General features: G+C 62.7%; 11 protein-coding genes. 3 read left to right on the forward strand and 8 right to left on the reverse strand.

Annotated elements, in window-relative coordinates:
* The first annotated feature begins 126 nt into the window (after positions 1-126).
* Positions 127-462, forward strand: a complete 336-nt coding sequence (locus tag H4I97_RS14455) for a protein tyrosine phosphatase family protein (RefSeq protein WP_182305345.1) — start codon at positions 127-129, stop codon at positions 460-462.
* Positions 463-489: 27 nt separating this feature from the next.
* Here the strand turns inward: H4I97_RS14455 and galE are convergent, their stop codons facing one another.
* From galE to mscL, 3 genes are all read right to left on the reverse strand, one after another.
* The gene (gene galE / locus H4I97_RS14460) at positions 490-1,527 is read right to left on the reverse strand and encodes a UDP-glucose 4-epimerase GalE (protein ID WP_182305346.1); all 1,038 of its coding nucleotides are present in this window, start codon (positions 1,525-1,527) and stop codon (positions 490-492) included.
* A gap of 165 nt (positions 1,528-1,692) precedes the next feature.
* Entirely contained in the window at positions 1,693-2,862 is a 1,170-nt protein-coding gene (locus H4I97_RS14465) for a pyridoxal phosphate-dependent aminotransferase (protein ID WP_182305347.1), read from the reverse strand.
* A 133-nt stretch (positions 2,863-2,995) separates the two neighbouring features.
* Positions 2,996-3,424 (reverse strand): large conductance mechanosensitive channel protein MscL, encoded by a 429-nt coding sequence (gene mscL, locus H4I97_RS14470; RefSeq protein ID WP_182305348.1) that lies wholly within the window; start codon positions 3,422-3,424, stop codon positions 2,996-2,998.
* 212 nt (positions 3,425-3,636) lie between these two features.
* Here mscL and H4I97_RS14475 point away from each other — a divergent pair, with 212 nt between their 5' ends.
* Positions 3,637-7,146, forward strand: a complete 3,510-nt coding sequence (locus H4I97_RS14475) for a hybrid sensor histidine kinase/response regulator (RefSeq protein ID WP_182305349.1) — start codon at positions 3,637-3,639, stop codon at positions 7,144-7,146.
* 148 nt (positions 7,147-7,294) lie between these two features.
* Here the strand turns inward: H4I97_RS14475 and H4I97_RS14480 are convergent, their stop codons facing one another.
* Entirely contained in the window at positions 7,295-9,004 is a 1,710-nt protein-coding gene (locus H4I97_RS14480) for a GH32 C-terminal domain-containing protein (protein ID WP_182305350.1), read from the reverse strand.
* Between the two features lie 180 nt (positions 9,005-9,184).
* The gene (locus H4I97_RS14485; RefSeq protein ID WP_114362466.1) at positions 9,185-9,394 is read right to left on the reverse strand and encodes a cold-shock protein; all 210 of its coding nucleotides are present in this window, start codon (positions 9,392-9,394) and stop codon (positions 9,185-9,187) included.
* A 298-nt stretch (positions 9,395-9,692) separates the two neighbouring features.
* Here H4I97_RS14485 and H4I97_RS14490 point away from each other — a divergent pair, with 298 nt between their 5' ends.
* Positions 9,693-10,727: a glycerophosphodiester phosphodiesterase family protein gene (locus H4I97_RS14490; protein ID WP_182305351.1), complete on the forward strand. Its 1,035-nt coding sequence runs from the start codon at positions 9,693-9,695 to the stop codon at positions 10,725-10,727.
* A 98-nt stretch (positions 10,728-10,825) separates the two neighbouring features.
* Here the strand turns inward: H4I97_RS14490 and H4I97_RS14495 are convergent, their stop codons facing one another.
* From H4I97_RS14495 to H4I97_RS14505, 3 genes are all read right to left on the reverse strand, one after another.
* Entirely contained in the window at positions 10,826-13,039 is a 2,214-nt protein-coding gene (locus tag H4I97_RS14495) for an FAD-dependent oxidoreductase (RefSeq protein ID WP_182305352.1), read from the reverse strand.
* Between the two features lie 16 nt (positions 13,040-13,055).
* Positions 13,056-14,264 carry an acetyl-CoA C-acetyltransferase gene (locus tag H4I97_RS14500; protein WP_182305353.1) on the reverse strand — a complete coding sequence of 403 codons (1,209 nt, stop codon included), beginning with the start codon at positions 14,262-14,264 and terminating at the stop codon, positions 13,056-13,058.
* Positions 14,265-14,338: 74 nt separating this feature from the next.
* Positions 14,339-16,132: an acyl-CoA dehydrogenase C-terminal domain-containing protein gene (locus tag H4I97_RS14505; RefSeq protein ID WP_182305354.1), complete on the reverse strand. Its 1,794-nt coding sequence runs from the start codon at positions 16,130-16,132 to the stop codon at positions 14,339-14,341.
* Positions 16,133-16,236: the final 104 nt, after the last annotated feature.

The raw sequence follows: 16,236 nt of genomic DNA on the forward strand, positions 1-16,236 counted from the left end.
TTTGCCGCGACGGCCTCTCTTCCACTTGAATACATATAGATGCAACTATATTTGTGCTGCGAGACAGCGGACGAGTGCTCCTCGGAGCAGTTCTCCCTTCGCAACCACTTGAAAGGAAGCCGTATCGTGCATATCCGCCCTCTTACCCAGAATTTTCACGTCTCGGGCCAGCTGAAGCCGAGCGACATCGCCAAGGTTGCCGAAGCAGGCTATGCCGCAGTGATCTGCATGCGCCCCGACGGCGAGGGCTGGGGCCAGCCGAAGTTCTCGGCGATCGAGGAGGCCGCGAAGGCGAGCAATCTGCCCGCCTATTACCTGCCGGTCGGCGGCGGCGTGCCAATGGATCAGGCGAAGAAACTGCGCTCCCTGCTCAAGGAGACCGAAGGTCCGATTCTCGCCTTCTGTGCGTCCGGCGCGCGGTGCGCCGGGCTCTACCAGATGGCGCAGCAGATCGGCGGTTGATCTCGCGCGGCCGGCCGAGGGCTGCTCTCAGGCGCTTTCGGCCAAGGTCCGCTGCTGGACTTCGCCTCTATCCAGACGCCGCTCCCAGTCGAGCGCGGTACGGACGATGAAATCGAGGTCGTCATGGCGCGGCGTCCAGCCGAGAGCCGTGCGCGCAAGCGTCGGGTCGGCGACGATGAAGGCGGCGTCACCCGGACGCCGCGGCCTGTAGGAAATCTCGAGCGGGCCGCCATTGCTGCTGCCCGGTTCGCTGCGCACCCGCCCGACGGCTTCCAGCACCTCGAGCACCGAGTAGCCACGGCCGTACCCGCAGTTGGCGGTGAGGGATTCGCCGCCATTTCTCAGATATACCAACGCCTTCAGGTGTGCGTCGACGAGATCGCTGACATGGATGTAATCCCGTACGCCCGTGCCGTCGGGTGTGGGATAATCCGTTCCATAAACGTCGACCTTCTCGCGCTTTCCGAGGGCAGCCTCGCAGGCGACCTTTATCAGATGGGTCGCCTTGCGGGTCGACTGCCCGGAGCGGCCCGCGGGATCCGCGCCGGCGACGTTGAAATATCGCAGGATTGCATATTTCAGCCCATGGGCGCGCGCGGCGTCACGCAGCATGATCTCGCTCATGAGCTTCGACTGGCCGTACGGGTTCTCGGGTCGAAGCGGCGCGATCTCCAGAACCGGATCCGGCTTGTCCGGCGTGCCGTAGACGGCGGCCGTCGAGGAAAAGACGACGTGAGGCACCGAAGCCTTGACCGCGGCGGACAGCAGCGCCCGGGTGTTACCGGTATTGTTCTCATAATAGGAAAGCGGATCGGCGACCGATTCCGGGACGACAATGGAGGCGGCGAAGTGGATGATCGCTTCGATCGCGTTCTCCGAGAAGATCCGCTCGAGCAGGACAAGGTCGCCGACATTGCCCTCGTAGAAGCGGACCCGGGGCGGAATGGCCCAGCGGAAGCCGGTCGACAGGCGATCGATCACCACGACTTCGTAGCCGGCATCCAGCAACGCCCACACCATGTGGCTGCCGATATATCCGGCACCGCCGGTCACCAGTATCGCCATCGTTCCACTCCCCTCTTGATTCGCAGGAAAACGCTACACGTGGCGGCGACGGCCGCACAAGCGCCCGCATCGGACGAAGTCCGTTCCTAGAGGCAATTCTGTACCGAACTTTGTCAAAGGCGAAATTCTTTTCGCAGCCGCAAAGCGGAGCGGTCCCCCGTGGAGTCAACGACCGAGAATATAGTCGCAGAGCCTGCCGGCCGCCTCTTCGATCTGGCGTGGATCACGCAGGAAGCAGGCGCGGAGGAAGGCTTCTCCGCCTTTGCCGAAGGCGGTTCCCGGAGCAAGGCCGACGCCAGTCTTGTCGACGATGTCGAGCGCGGCCGCACGACTGTCTGTCACCCCGTCTATTTTCAGGAAGGCGTAAAGCGCCCCTTCCGGCTTCAGGGTCTCGACACGGTTGGTGGCGATCAGTGCGTCGCAGAGAAGGTCGCGCGAACGTGCCGCCCGCTCGAAATTGGCGCGAACGAAATCGTCACCATGGTCGAGTGCGGCGACCGCGCCACGCTGTATGAACTGGGCGACACCGGATGTCGAATACTGGATGAGGTTTTCGAAGACCTGCCCCGTCTCCGGAGGCGCGACGATCCAGCCGGCGCGCCAGCCGGTCATCGACCAGTTCTTCGAGAACGAGTTCACGAAGATGATACGGTCGTCCACATCCTTCACGTCGAGAAACGAGGGAGCGCGGGCGTCTGCACCATAATAGTAGAGCGCGTAGATTTCGTCGGCGAGAATCCAGATACCGTGCTTGCGGGCAAGCTCCAGGATCGCGGCCAGATCCTCCCTCTTCGCCGCCCAGCCCGTCGGGTTCGACGGCGTGTTGACGAAGATCGCCCTGGTCTTCGGCGTGATTGCCGCTTCCAGTCGCTCGAGGTCGAGCGACCAGCTCCCTTGGCCGAAGGAGAGCTCTACGCCGACGGCACGGGCGCCGGCGATCTCGATTGCCGAGACGATGTTCGGCCAGGCCGGCGTCAGGAAGACCATCTCGTCGCCGGGCGAGGTGAGCGCCTGAACGGAAAGCACGATAGATTGCATGCCGGACGCCGTGACATAGAAGTGTTCCGGCGAAAGCGAGACGTCGAAATGACGGGCGTAATAGCGCGACAGAGCCTCGCGCAGTTCGGGAATACCACGCTGCCAGGTGTAGAAGGTCTCGCCGGCGAGCAGGGCCTCGCCGGCCGGACGGTTGATGAAGTCGGGACTCGGCAGGTCCCCCTCGCCGACCCAGAGCGGCAACAGGTTCTCGCGTCCGCGGGCGTAGTTCAATATCTCTACGATCCCGCTTTCAGGGGCGGATACGGCACGCGGGCTGAGGCTGGCGACAAAAGACATGCTTCGGCTTCTCCGTTTTGGCCGTTCATAGCCGATCACGGAGGGAAAATCTCATGACAAAGCGTGAGGCTGGGATCGATTCCGGTGATGGGTGATGTTCCGCGACTATCCCCGGACAGCACCCTGCTCGCCGTCAGTTCGTTCTGGTCTTCAACAGATCGCGAATTTCGGTGAGCAGCTGGATATCGGCCGGCGGCGGCGCGGCTTCAGCCTTGGTTTCCGGCTTCTTTTCCAACGATTCACGCATCGTGTTCACGGCCTTGACCATGAGGAAGATGATCCATGCCAGGATCAGGAAGTTGAGGATGACCGAGATGAAATTGCCGTAGGCGATCACCGGTCCCTGCTCGCGGGCGGCGGCAAGTGTGGTTGCCGTGACCTTGCCGCTCAGCGGCAGGAAATAGTTCGAGAAATCAAGACCGCCGAAGGCCCCGATGATCGGCATGATGATGTCGTTGACGAGTGAGTTTACGATCAGACCGAAGGCACCGCCGACGATGACGCCGACCGCCAGATCCATGACGTTGCCGCGGGCTATGAAAGTCTTGAACTCGTTGAACATCGCCATCCCCTTACAAGTCGCGAAAGAATTTCGCGTTTGCCGATCAAACCGAATGCAGGGTGATGTTAATGAAAGTCTCGACGTTCGAAAACCGACAATCGTCAACGCTCCCCATCTTCGACTTAAGGTCAACTTCCCGACGATTTAAAAAGGCTTGGACTTCCCCTAAGCTTTGCGGGATGGATGTCTGGTGCTCGTGACGAGGAGAAAGCGTGCTTCCAGGGTGGATCATCTTCGCATCAGCCTTCGCCTATCTGCTGCTGCTCTTTGCGGTGGCGAGCTACGGCGACCGGAAGAGCCGGCTCTTTGGCGTGCCCGCCGGTGGCCGACCGGTGGTCTATGCCTTGAGCCTTGCCGTCTACTGCACCTCCTGGACCTATTTCGGCGGCGTCGGACTCGCGGCCGAGCGGGGCCTTGAGTTTACCGGCATCTACATCGGCCCGATCCTCATGTTCACGCTCGGGATGCCGATCATCCGCCGGATCACCGAGCTCGCAAAGGCAGAGAAGCTGACCTCGGGCGCCGACTTCATCGCCGCGCGTTACGGCAAGAACCCGATCGTCGGCATGCTGGTCACCGGAATATCCCTGGTCGGGACAATTCCCTACATCGCGCTGCAGCTGAAGGCCGTTTCGAGTTCGGTCGCAGCGATGGTCGATCCGTCCGAATACGGCATCGGCACCGGTAATCTCTATTTCATCGACCTGCCGCTGCTGGTTGCCATATCGCTCGCCTGCTTCGCAGTGATCTTCGGCACGCGACACACCGACGCGACCGAGCACCAAGACGGCCTGATCCTCGCGATCGCCATGGAATCAGTGGTCAAGTTCGTCGCATTCTGGACACTCGGCATCTCGGTCGTGTTCTTCCTCTTCGACGGGCCGGTCGACCTCTGGCGAACCGCCAGCCAATCGCCGGCGGTGATGGAGGCACTCTCCTATCGGACGCCGGTCAGTCGCTGGTTGCTGCTGATCGGCCTTTCGGCGTTCGCGATCATCATGCTGCCTCGTCAGTTCCATGTGACCGTGGTGGAAAACCGCACAGCCCGCGAACTCAAGACCGCCGGCATCCTCCTGCCGCTCTATCTCGTCGCGATCAATATCTTCGTGCTGCCGGCAGCGATGGGAGGCATCCTGACCTTCGGGGGCACGGGCGACGCCGACCTCTATGTATTGTCGCTGCCGCTCCACAGCGAGATGGAACTCGTCTCGCTCGTCACCTTTCTCGGCGGGTTCTCGGCGGCGACGGCAATGGTCATCGTCGCCTCTGTCGCGCTGGCGATCATGGTCTCCAACGACATCGTCCTGCCGGTCTTCCTGCGCCAGAAGCTGCTCGCGCGGCCGAGCCAGCGTGCGGACTTCGCCAAGACGCTGTTGCATATCCGGCGGCTGTCGATCCTCGGCGTGGTTCTTCTCGGCTATCTCTATTACCACTCGGCCGACAACACGAGTGGGCTCGCCTCGATCGGCCTGTTGTCCTTCGCCGCCATTGCGCAGATCGCCCCCTCGCTCTTCGGCGGACTGATGTGGCGGCGGGCCAATGCGCGCGGCGCGATCCTCGGCCTGAGCCTCGGGATCTTCGTCTGGGCCTATCTCCTCTTCCTGCCGAGCTTCGGCGTTGGCGACAATGCCGAGCTTGCCTCGACGATCCTGAGTTTCCTGTTCCCCGGCGTGGCGATCTTCAGCGGCCCCGAGACCGACCCTCTGGTCAACGCGACCATTCTCAGTCTGCTCCTCAATACCGTTGCTTTCGTGCTCGGCTCACTCAGCCGCAACCTGAAACCGGTCGAGCGAATCCAGTCCGGCATCTTCGTCAAGCGGCATCCACGCTCGCAGTTTGCCACGCGTGGCTGGAAGACCCGCGTCAGCGTCGGCGACCTAAAGGTGGCGATTGCCCGCTATCTCGGCGAGGAGCGGATGGAACGGTCGCTGAGGAGCTACGAGCAGGCGGCGGGACGTCATCTCGACGACGACAGCCCGGCCGACATGGCCTTCATTCACTTTTCCGAACAATTGCTCGGCAGCGCGATCGGCTCCTCGTCTGCCCGCCTGGTGCTGTCGCTCATGCTGCAGAAGGCCGAGGACACCTCGGCCGATACCGCCTGGCTTCTCGACCAGGCGAGCGAGGCACTGCAATATAATCAGGACATGCTTCAGACGGCGCTATCGCAGATGGACCAGGGCATCGCCGTCTTCGACAGCACCAACCGGCTGACGATATGGAACAGGCGCTTCCGCACCCTTCTCGATTTGCCCGAACACGTGGGGCAGGTCGGCTATCCGCTGACGGACATCATCGCGATCCTCGCCGATCGCGGAGACGTGGCGACGGGAGAGCAGACGCAGGTGGTGCGCAACTTTCAGCGCTTCGACAAGCCGTTCCAGCTGGTGCTGAAGGGTGGCGAGAGGATCATCGAAGTTCGCTGCAATCCGATGCCCGACAAAGGCATCGTCGCCACCTTCAGCGACATCACCAGCCAGGTTGCCGCCGACAAGGCCTTGAAGCAGGCGAACGAGACGCTCGAACAGAGGGTGAGCGAGCGAACCGCCGAGCTCACCCGCGTCAATCACGCTCTTGCCGAAGCGCGGGCCGCGGCAGATGATGCCAATATCGGAAAGACACGCTTTTTCGCCGCCGCCGGCCACGATATCCTGCAACCGCTGAACGCCGCACGGCTCTATTCGTCTTCTCTGGTCGAGAGACTGGGCCAGTCGGAAAACAGCACGTTGGTTCGCAACATCGACTCCGCGCTGGAGTCGGTCGAGAATATCCTTGGCGCTGTTCTCGACATCTCACGTCTCGACACCGGTGCGATGAAACCGAGACTGACGGCCGTTCCCCTGCAGGAATTGCTTGAGCGGATCGAAACCGACTTCCGGCCGATGGCGCGGGAGAAGAACCTCAAGCTCGTCGTGATACCGACCTCGCTCAAGGTGCATTCCGACCCCAACCTGCTGCGGCGTCTCGTTCAGAATCTCGTCTCCAACGCGATCAAGTACACCCGGTCGGGGAAAGTCCTGGTCGGCGCCCGTCGCAGCGGCAAGGACGTCGTCATCCAGGTCATGGACTCGGGCATCGGCATTCCGGCGTCGAAGTTCCGGACCGTGTTCAAGGAGTTCGCACGCCTCGACGAGGGTGCAAAGACGGCCTCGGGTCTTGGTCTCGGGCTTTCGATTGTCGACCGAATTGCCAAGGTTCTGAACCACCCCGTCCAGCTCTCTTCGAAAAAGGGCAAGGGCACGACCTTCAAGATCGCGGTACCGCGAGAGCGCGATGTGCAGGATGTCGTGAGACCGGCAGCCGCTCAGGGGCCGCGGGAGGCGGCGCAGCCCCTGAGCGGACTCAGGGTTCTCTGCATCGACAATGAACCGAACATACTCGACGGCATGGCCGTGCTGATTTCGGGCTGGGGCTGCCACGTGGAGTGCGCAGGGTCGATCGCCGAACTCGACCCGATCGTTGCCGCGAGTCCCGGGCCACCGGATCTCATCATCGCCGACTACCATCTCGGCGACGGCAGCGGCATCGGGGCGATCCTGAGATTGCGGACGCTCTACAGCACGGAAGTGCCGGCCCTGCTGGTCACCGCCGACCGCACGATCGAGGTACGCGCCGAGGCGGAGCGGCACAATATCGGCCTGCAGCACAAGCCAGTGAAGCCCGCAGCCCTTCGTGCCTTCATAACCCACATCTCCGGCCTGAAGCGCGCCGCCGCGGAATGAGGCGCAGCTTCCGGCGCCCGGGATTACGCTGCTTCAGGCGAATAGCGCATGGACCGAACTCGGCCCAGATTGACGCTGAAGTTCCAAATGCCCAGGGAGGGGCCACGCGGATCGCCATCGGAACTTGCCGAACAGGGGCTTCAGCGCGTCAAAGGCGCAGCGACCACATCGTAGCATGGGCGACATTCTCGGATCCCGCCGCAAAGCGGGCGGCGCGGACCGGTTCGAAGCCGGCGATCCGCTTGGTGCCGACGAACCGCCCGTGATCGGCGAAAACCTCCATCGAACCGTAGTCGAGAAAGATGCGCAGCCGTCGCACCTTCGCGCCCGGCGCAATGAAGTTCGGCGAGGGGCCGTCTCCGACGCGGTGGCGGATCGAAAGACCGGCCTCGTCCTGAACGATGCCGAGATCGACGCTTGGATGGTCTAACGTCAGCTCGAAGGGGGCGCCGGATTCCTTGAGTTCGAATAGAATCTCGACCGCCCCATGGGGAAACGACACGCCCTGACCGACGGCGAGACGCGTGCGGTCGAGAATATAGCCCCTGAGGCTCTCGGCCGCACCGATCGGCGGTGTCAGAAGTCCGTTTCCGCCAAGCTTCAGTGTGCGCGGCAGCGTCATCGCCGTGGGGAAGTCGATGGTCGGCGAAGCATCCGCCCAGTTGGCGAGCCAACCCATGCCGACCGGCGCATCGCCGTCGAGAAAGGCCTGGAAGGCATAATTGTCGGTGCCGAAATCCAGTTCCTGGATGAATTCGCGTGAGAAGTTCCGACCGTCGAACCAGCCGACCTCCGCCATGGTGAGATTTCGTCGTCCGGTCGTCGCATCGACGCTGTTCATCAACCCGTAAATCAGGACCCAGCGGGTCGCGGGGTCCGTCAGCGCACCGTCGAGCGGCAGCATGCACGGACACTCGATGGCCGTCGTCGCGTGACGTTTCTCAACCAGGAGCTTGCCGAGATAGGTCCAGCCCCCGGCGGCCGTCACGTCGTGCGTCTCATAGAGCAGGATGACCCCGCCCTCCGCGCTCTGGCTACCGAGCAGCATCTTCCAGTGTCCGTCGGGACCTTTGAAAACGTACGGGTCGCGGAAATCGAAGGTCAGCCCTTCACCTTCCGGGCGGCTGGGCAGAATGATCTCCGCCTGGCCGGCACTGAAGAGGTCCGAGGAGGTCGCCGTCATCTGGACCTCCTGCTCCGGTGCACGATCCTGCACCTTCTCGGTGAAGAAGACGCGTACACCCGGCGCGTTCGGCAGGGCAATCGCCGACCCGGAAAAGGCGCCTCCCCGCCGGTCCGGCCGTGCCGCCAAATCCTCCGATGGAAAAAGAAAAATCGGCAGATGCCGCCAACGCAGATAGTCGGAGGAGACGGCGTGGCCCCAGTGCATATTGTTCCAGCGCAGGCCGTGCGAGTAGTGCTGGTAGAAGAGATGAGGCCGGCCGCCGAAACGGCCGAAGCCATTCGGATCGTTCATCCAGCCAAAGGGCGGACGGAAATGGTAGCACAACGGGAGTTCCGGCGGCGCATTGGCCGGATTGGTATGCACGACGGTTATCCCCGTTTCCAGAACCTCCTGGGCGGTAAACCAGTAGGCCACCGAGACGGAGGTCGTATCCGTGTCGTAGCTGATCTCGACCGGACCGCCGCCGAAGACGTGGTAGATGCGGAAAGAATACTCCTCGGCATTGCTGGCGATTACCTCGCCGAACTTGCCGTTCGTATTGGAAAAGGACAGAGTACCCTGGATACCCGGCACCATGGCCTTCAGCCAGATGTGCCAGACGGCGTTGACCGGCAGATCCACCTCGATGGTGCGCAACGTGGTTGTGGCCGATGTTTTCACACTGTCATCCATCGCAGCTCCTTTCCTGCCCATAGAAGCCTAGGGCAGTGCTGCGACAAGTAAAGGGACCATCACGTCGACAGCATGGCGGGTCTTCCGCAAACGAAAAAAGGCCGGGCGAACCCGACCTTCCCTTGGCCTCGACAAAGCGCGCCGGCACATCGGTGGCCGCGCTCCGGAGAACAATTCCGATTAGAGAGCCTGCAGGTTGTCCGCAGAGGTCTTGCCAGAACGCTTGTCGCGAGCCAGTTCAAAGGAGAGCTTCTGGCCTTCCTTGAGCTCGCGCATGCCGGCCCGTTCAACGGCAGAGATGTGGACGAAAACATCCGCAGAACCGTCGTCCGGCTGAATGAAGCCGTAGCCCTTGGTGGCGTTGAACCATTTTACGATACCAGTGTTCATGACGATTTCCTTTTCAATCGCGTCGAAAGTTGTGCAACACGCAAGTGCTGCGGTGGTGTAACCGATTTTGAAGGGAAGTTCGCCAGAACGGCACCAACGGCCGGGACAGAGTTCGTCTAGCAAGATCGATGGCGTACAACTAAGATCGGATTTTGTCTTTTGCAAGACGTTTCAGGCGAAATTCGCGACGCCAAATTCAACCTCATCACCTGTCACCGAAGATTCACCGATCTGTCACGCCCCTGTGACCGAGCCCCTCTATCCGCTTGCCTGACGAGACAGGATGGAGGACTGACCGATGCGCCGCCTCGCCCCGATGCTTGCCGCCGTGCTCCTTGTGGCGCCGACGATCGCCACGGATGCCTCCATGCCGGCCGGGGGCCGCAGCTCCCTGATCCGCGAACGGCTGAGCGATGCCAACCGCTGGCGCGACCACGTGATGGTCGTGGCGCACCGTGCGGGCTGGAAGGAAAACGGGAAGACCATACGCCCCGAAAATTCGAAGGCGGCGATCGACAGTTCGGTTTCGCTGGGGGTTGAACTGGTCGAACTCGACGTCCGCCGTTCGCGCGACGGCGCGCTCGTCGTGATGCACGACCCGACGCTGGATCGCACCACCACGTGCCGCGGCGCAGTGAGCGACCACACGCTCGCGGAGCTTCGCCGATGCCGGCTAAAGACTGAAGGGAACGGCACGGCGAGCGTCGAATCCATCCCAACCTTCGAGGAGATGCTGGCCCACGCTCGCGGGCGTATCCTGGTCAACGTCGACAACAAGCTCGAGCCGGAAGACCTGCCGGAAATCGTCGCGGTCGCACGTCGCCTCGGAATGGCCGACGGCATCGTCGTCAAGGCGCCGATCTGGAACGAGGAACGGCTCGCCCGAACGAAGGCGGTGCTCGATCACATCGGGGATGACGTGCTCTTCATGCCGATTCTCGCCGATGATGCGGTCCACGAGGCGAGCTTCATCGAGAGGATCGACAGGCAGGTGGCGGCGCCGGCCGCCGAACTGGTGGTCTGGCACAAGGATGCGGCACCCGCTCTCACATCGGACGGCGGTGTCCTGTTCTCGGCACAGGCGCGCGCCGTTGCGATCCGCAACAACACCCATCTCTGGATCAACACCTATCCGATCACCGACCGGCCCGAGGGTATGGTCGCCGGCGGGCGTGGCGACGGGCTCGCCATGGCCGGCGGGCGGCCGGACGAAGTCTACGGCTTCTGGATCGACCGCGGCGCCACCATCATCCAGACGGACGAGCCGAAGGCGCTGATCGACTGGCTCGAGCGACAGGGGCTGCGGAGACCCTATCCCGCCACCGGATCGTAAGGCTCCGGCGTTACTACCGCTGTATCCAAGAAGAAAGCCGGCCCTGGGGCCGGCTTTCATAAGTTATGTCTCGCCTTCTCGCGACAGAGAGGCAGGCCTCAGGCCGCCTTTTCGATCCGGCCGTAGGGGTCGAAGCGACCGTAGAAAGTCTCGCCCTTGGCGGCCATGTCGAGAAGCAGCGGCGTCGGCTTGAAGTGATCGCCATAGGCGGCGGCAAGCTTCTCGCAGAGCTCCACGAAGGTCTTCACGCCCATGCCGTCGATGTACGAGAGCGTACCGCCGGTGTACGGGGCGAAGCCGAAGCCGAGGATGGAGCCGACATCGGCTTCCCGCGGATCGGTGACGATGCCTTCTTCCATGGTGCGGGCCGCTTCCAGCGCGATGGTGACGAGCAGACGATCCTGCAGGGTCTTGACGCTGACGTTCTCCGGCTTCTGCTGCGGATAAAGCTCCTTGAGGTCGGGCCACAGGAACTTCTTTGCGGGCTTCGCCGGATACTCGTAGAAGCCCTTGCCATTCTTGCGGCCGCGACGATCGAGTTCGTCCACCATCTTGTCGATGAGCTTCATGTGCTCCGGCTTGACGGAGGCCTCGCCCAGATCGGCGATGGAGGCCCGCATGATCTTCTGCGACAGGTCGACGGCCACCTCGTCGTTCAGCGAGAGCGGACCGACCGGCATGCCGGCGAACTTCGCCGCATTCTCGATCATCACCGGCGGCACGCCTTCGGCCAGCATGTCGTAGGCCTCGTTGATGTAGCGGAAGACGCAGCGGTTGACGTAGAAGCCGCGGGTATCGTTGACGACGATCGGCGTCTTCTTGATCGCCGCAACGTAATCGAGCGCGACGGCCAGTGCCTTGTCGCCGGTTTCCTTGCCGAGGATCACTTCGGTCAGCATCATCTTCTCGACCGGCGAGAAGAAGTGCACGCCGATGAACTGGGCCGGACGCTTCGAATTCTTGGCGAGACCGGTGATCGGCAGCGTGGAGGTGTTCGACGCGAAGATCGAGCCTTCCGGCAGGACAGCCTCGACGGCCTCGATGACGGCCCTCTTCACCTCGCGGTCCTCGAACACCGCCTCGACGACGAGGTTCGCATCGGAAAGCGAGGCATAATCGGCGGACGGGGTGATGAGGGAGAGCAGCTTTTCGCCGTCTTCCTTCGACATCCGGCCCTTGCCGACCGCACCCGCGACGAGGCCTTCGGAAACCGACTTGCCCTTGTTGGCCGCCTCGATGTCGCGGTCGATCAGCACGACCGGGATGCCGGCTGCCGCCGTAACATAGGCGATCGAGGCGCCCATGAAGCCGGCGCCGACGACGCCCACCTTCTTGAGTTCGGTTTTCTCGACGCCCGCCGGGCGACGGGCGCCCTTGCCGAGCTCTTGCATCGAGACGAAGAGCGAACGGATCATGCCGAACGCTTCCTTCGTCTGCACGACCTGCGTGAAGTAGCGCTGTTCGATCCTGAGACCGGTGTCGAAGGGAACCTGGAGGCCTTCGTAGACGCTCTTCAGGATGGCGAGCGCAGCCGGATAGTTGCCTGCCGTCTCGCGGCGCAGGATGGCGGAGGCCGCCGGCCAGAGCTGGGCGGACGCAGGGGTCCAGATGCCGCCGCCGGGCACCTTGAAGCCCTTTTCATCCCAGGGGGCAACGGGCTTGAGGCCATCCTTGATCATCTGCTTGGCGGCGGAAATCAGCTGGTCAGGCTCGACGACCTGATGAACGAGGTTCATCGCCTTGGCGCGGGCGGCGGTCAGGCTCGAACCCGTGGTCATCATCTGAAGAGCGTCCTGCGTGTTGGCAAGACGCGCAACGCGCTGCGTGCCGCCGGCGCCGGGGAAGATGCCGACCTTCACTTCGGGCAGCGCAAGCTTCACCGATTTCGCATTCGAGGCGACGCGACCGTGGCAGGCGAGCGAGAGTTCGAAGGCTCCGCCCATGCAGGTGCCGTTGATCGCCGCGACCCACGGCTTGCCGCAGGTCTCGATCTTGCGCCACAGCCAGGTCATGCGGCCGGCGGCGTCAAAGAGCTTGCGGACCGCGCCGTCGGGATCCTTCGCCTTCTCTTCTTCGAGCATGGAGAACATGCCCTTGATCATGGTGAGGTCGGCGCCGCCGGAGAAGGTCTTCTTGCCGGAGGTGAAGACCACGCCCTTGACGTTGGCATCCGCGACGGTCTGGTCGACGATTTTCTCGATCTCGTCCATCACCTCGACGGTGAAGACGTTCATCGATTTGTCGGGCATGTCCCAGGTGACCAGCGCAATGCCGTCGGCGTCGGTTTCGATGGTGAAGTTCTTGTAGGTCATAGTCTTCCTCCCCGGATCAGACGCGTTCGATGACGGTTGCCGTGCCCATGCCGGCGCCGATACACAACGAGACGAGAGCGGTGTTGAGATCGCGGCGCTCCAGTTCGTCGAGAACCGTGCCGAGGATCATGGCGCCGGTCGCACCGAGCGGGTGCCCCATGGCAATTGCGCCGCCGGCGACGTTCATCTTGGAATGGTCGACCTCGAAATGCTGCATGAAGCGCAGCACCACGGCGGCGAAGGCCTCGTTGAGCTCAAAGAGATCAAAGTCCGAGATCTTCATGCCGGTCCGCTTCAGGAGCTTCTCGGTAACGTCGACCGGACCGGTCAGCATCAGCGCAGGCTCGGAGCCGATATTGGTGAACGCACGAACGCGGGCGCGGGGCTTGAGGCCCATGGCTTCACCGCCCGCCTTGGAACCGATCAGAACGGCCGCGGCACCGTCGACGATGCCGGACGAATTGCCGGCATGGTGAACATAGTTGATCCGCTCGACTTCCGGATGGGCCTGGATGGCCACGGCTTCGAAGCCACCCATTTCACCCGGCATCTGGAAGGAGGGCTGCAGCTGGGCGAGCGCCTGCATGTCGGTGCCGGGACGCATGTGCTCGTCGCGGTCGAGAATGACGAGTCCATTGGCATCCTTCACCGGGATGACCGACTTGGCGAAATGCCCCTTCGCCCAGGATTCGGCCGAACGCCGCTGGCTCTCGACGGCGTAGGAGTCGACGTCATCACGGGAGATACCGTACTTCGTGGCGATAAGGTCGGCAGACACGCCCTGCGGCATGAAATAGGCCGGAAAGTTGACCGAGGGGTCCATGTACCAGGCGCCGCCCGACATACCCATGCCGATGCGGGACATCGACTCCACGCCGCCGGCGATCACGATGTCGTCGGAGCCGGCCGTGACCTTGCCGGCCGCAAGGTTGATTGCGTCGAGGGCGGAGGCGCAAAAGCGCGAGATCTGGATGCCAGGGGCGGAGAAGGCATAGCCGGCTTCGAAGGCGGCGGCCTTCGGGATCACGGCGCCGGCTTCCATGACCGGATCGACGCAGCCGAAGATGATGTCGTCGACGGTCGAGGTGTCGAGACCGTTGCGGTCGCGAAGCGCCTCCAGCGTTTTTGCGGCGAGGCGCGGTGTCGGCACTTCGTGCAGCGCGCCATCTTTCTTGCCGCGGCCGCGCGGCGTGCGCACGTGGTCATAGATATAGACTTCAGTCATGGTTTCTCTCCCTTGGGCGCCTGGGCGCCGGAAATTCATTGTCCCTCTCCTCCCCGGCGGGGAGAAGGGGAAAGTCAGAACGCTTCCGCGACCATTTCCATGATGGAGTCGGCGCCGGTCTCGATGCGGCTCTTGCGCAGCGCGGTCTCCGGCATGATCCGTTCCATGTAGAAGCGACCGGTAATCAGCTTGTTCTTGTAGTAATCGGCGTCGCCGGTGCCGGCGGCGAGATTGTCGTTGGCAGCCTTCGCCATCTTGGCCCACATGTAGCCCAGGACGACCAGGCCGAAGAGATGCATGTAATCGGTGGAGCCGGCACCTGCGTTGTCGGGCTTGGCCATGGCATTCTGCATGAACCACATGGTAGCCGCCTGCAGGTCGTTCAACCCCTTCTTCAGGCCCTTGGTGTAGGTCACCATCGCCTCGTCGCTGCGATGTTCCTCGCAGAAGCTACCGATTTCGTTGAACAGCGCCATGACAGCGCGACCGCCGTTCATGCCGAGCTTGCGGCCGACGAGGTCGAGCGCCTGGATGCCGTTCGCGCCTTCGTAGATCATGGCGATACGGGCGTCACGGACATACTGGCTCATGCCGTGTTCTTCGATGTAGCCGTGGCCGCCGAAGATCTGCTGGGCCATGACGGCGTGATCGAAGCCCTTGTCAGTCAGGACGCCCTTCAGGATCGGCGTCATCAGGCCGAGGATATCGTCCGCGGCCTGCCGTTCTGCGGCGTCGCCGGAGCGGTGAGCGATGTCCGATTTCAGCGCCGTCCACAACGTGAAGGCGCGGCCGGCCTCGGTGAACGCCCTGATGGTCAGGAGTGCACGACGGACATCGGGATGCACGATGATCGGATCGGCCTTCTTGTCGGGCGCCTTGACGCCGGAGAGCGAACGACCCTGGATGCGCTCGCGCGCATAGGTGGCGGCATTCTGGTAGGCCACCTCGGCAATGGAGAGGCCCTGCAGACCGACGCCGAGGCGCGCTTCGTTCATCATCACGAACATGGCGGCGAGACCCTTGTTCTCCGCGCCGATCAGGTAACCGGTTGCCTCGTCATAGTTCATGACGCAGGTGGCGTTGCCATGAATGCCCATCTTGTGTTCGATGGCGCCACAGGAAACCGTGTTGCGGGCGCCGACAGAGCCGTCTTCATTGACCATGAACTTCGGCACGATGAACAGCGAGATGCCCTTCGTGCCTTCCGGCGCGCCCTCGATGCGGGCGAGTACCAGATGGATGATGTTCTCGGTCATGCCGTGCTCGCCGGCGGAGATGAAGATCTTCTGACCCGAGATCTTGTAGGAGCCGTCGGACTGAGGAACAGCCTTGGTGCGCAGCAGGCCGAGGTCTGTGCCGCAGTGCGGTTCAGTGAGGTTCATCGTCCCGGACCACGTGCCTTCGACCATCTTCGGCAGGTAGGCCTGCTTCTGGGCGTCGGAGCCGTGGACGAGGATGGCGGCGATCGCGCCCTGCGTCAGGCCCGGATACATCATCAGCGCCATGTTGGCGGACGACATGTATTCGCCGACGGCCGCATGCAGCGTATAAGGAAGCCCCTGCCCGCCAAATTCCTGCGGTACGGCCAGGCCGATCCAGCCACCCTGGCAATAGGCGTCATAGGCTTGCTTGAATCCCTTCGGCACCGTGACACTGCCGCTGTCGTCGCGTTTGCAGCCTTCCTGGTCGCCGGAGAGGTTGAGCGGGAACAGTTCCTCTTCCGCCAGCTTCGCGGCCTCACCGACGATGGCTTCGACCATGTCCGGACTTGCCTCCTCGAAGCCGGGCAAGTTGTGGTAGCGTTCCAGGCCGAGCACGTCGTTGAGCACGAAAAGCGTATCGTTAACCGGGGCCTTGTAGACGGGCATGTGTCATCTTCCTCCGAGACTGTTCGGGACAGCGGTTTCGTCGCTATAATATTGACGTTTGCGTAAACGTCAATTCTTCGTGCCCGCAAATTTCGCCGTATCCG

Source organism: Ciceribacter thiooxidans, from assembly GCF_014126615.1.
GTDB lineage: Bacteria > Pseudomonadota > Alphaproteobacteria > Rhizobiales > Rhizobiaceae > Allorhizobium > Allorhizobium thiooxidans.

Bases quoted from the DNA above. Each gene is read 5' to 3' on its own strand.
- galE (WP_182305346.1), bottom strand. From the start codon at position 1,527: ATGGCGATACTGGTGACCGGCGGTGCCGGATATATCGGCAGCCACATG.
- H4I97_RS14465 (WP_182305347.1), bottom strand. From the start codon at position 2,862: ATGTCTTTTGTCGCCAGCCTCAGCCCGCGTGCCGTATCCGCCCCTGAA.
- mscL (WP_182305348.1), bottom strand. From the start codon at position 3,424: ATGTTCAACGAGTTCAAGACTTTCATAGCCCGCGGCAACGTCATGGAT.
- H4I97_RS14480 (WP_182305350.1), bottom strand. From the start codon at position 9,004: ATGGATGACAGTGTGAAAACATCGGCCACAACCACGTTGCGCACCATC.
- H4I97_RS14485 (WP_114362466.1), bottom strand. From the start codon at position 9,394: ATGAACACTGGTATCGTAAAATGGTTCAACGCCACCAAGGGCTACGGC.
- H4I97_RS14490 (WP_182305351.1), top strand. From the start codon at position 9,693: ATGCGCCGCCTCGCCCCGATGCTTGCCGCCGTGCTCCTTGTGGCGCCG.
- H4I97_RS14495 (WP_182305352.1), bottom strand. From the start codon at position 13,039: ATGACCTACAAGAACTTCACCATCGAAACCGACGCCGACGGCATTGCG.
- H4I97_RS14500 (WP_182305353.1), bottom strand. From the start codon at position 14,264: ATGACTGAAGTCTATATCTATGACCACGTGCGCACGCCGCGCGGCCGC.
- H4I97_RS14505 (WP_182305354.1), bottom strand. From the start codon at position 16,132: ATGCCCGTCTACAAGGCCCCGGTTAACGATACGCTTTTCGTGCTCAAC.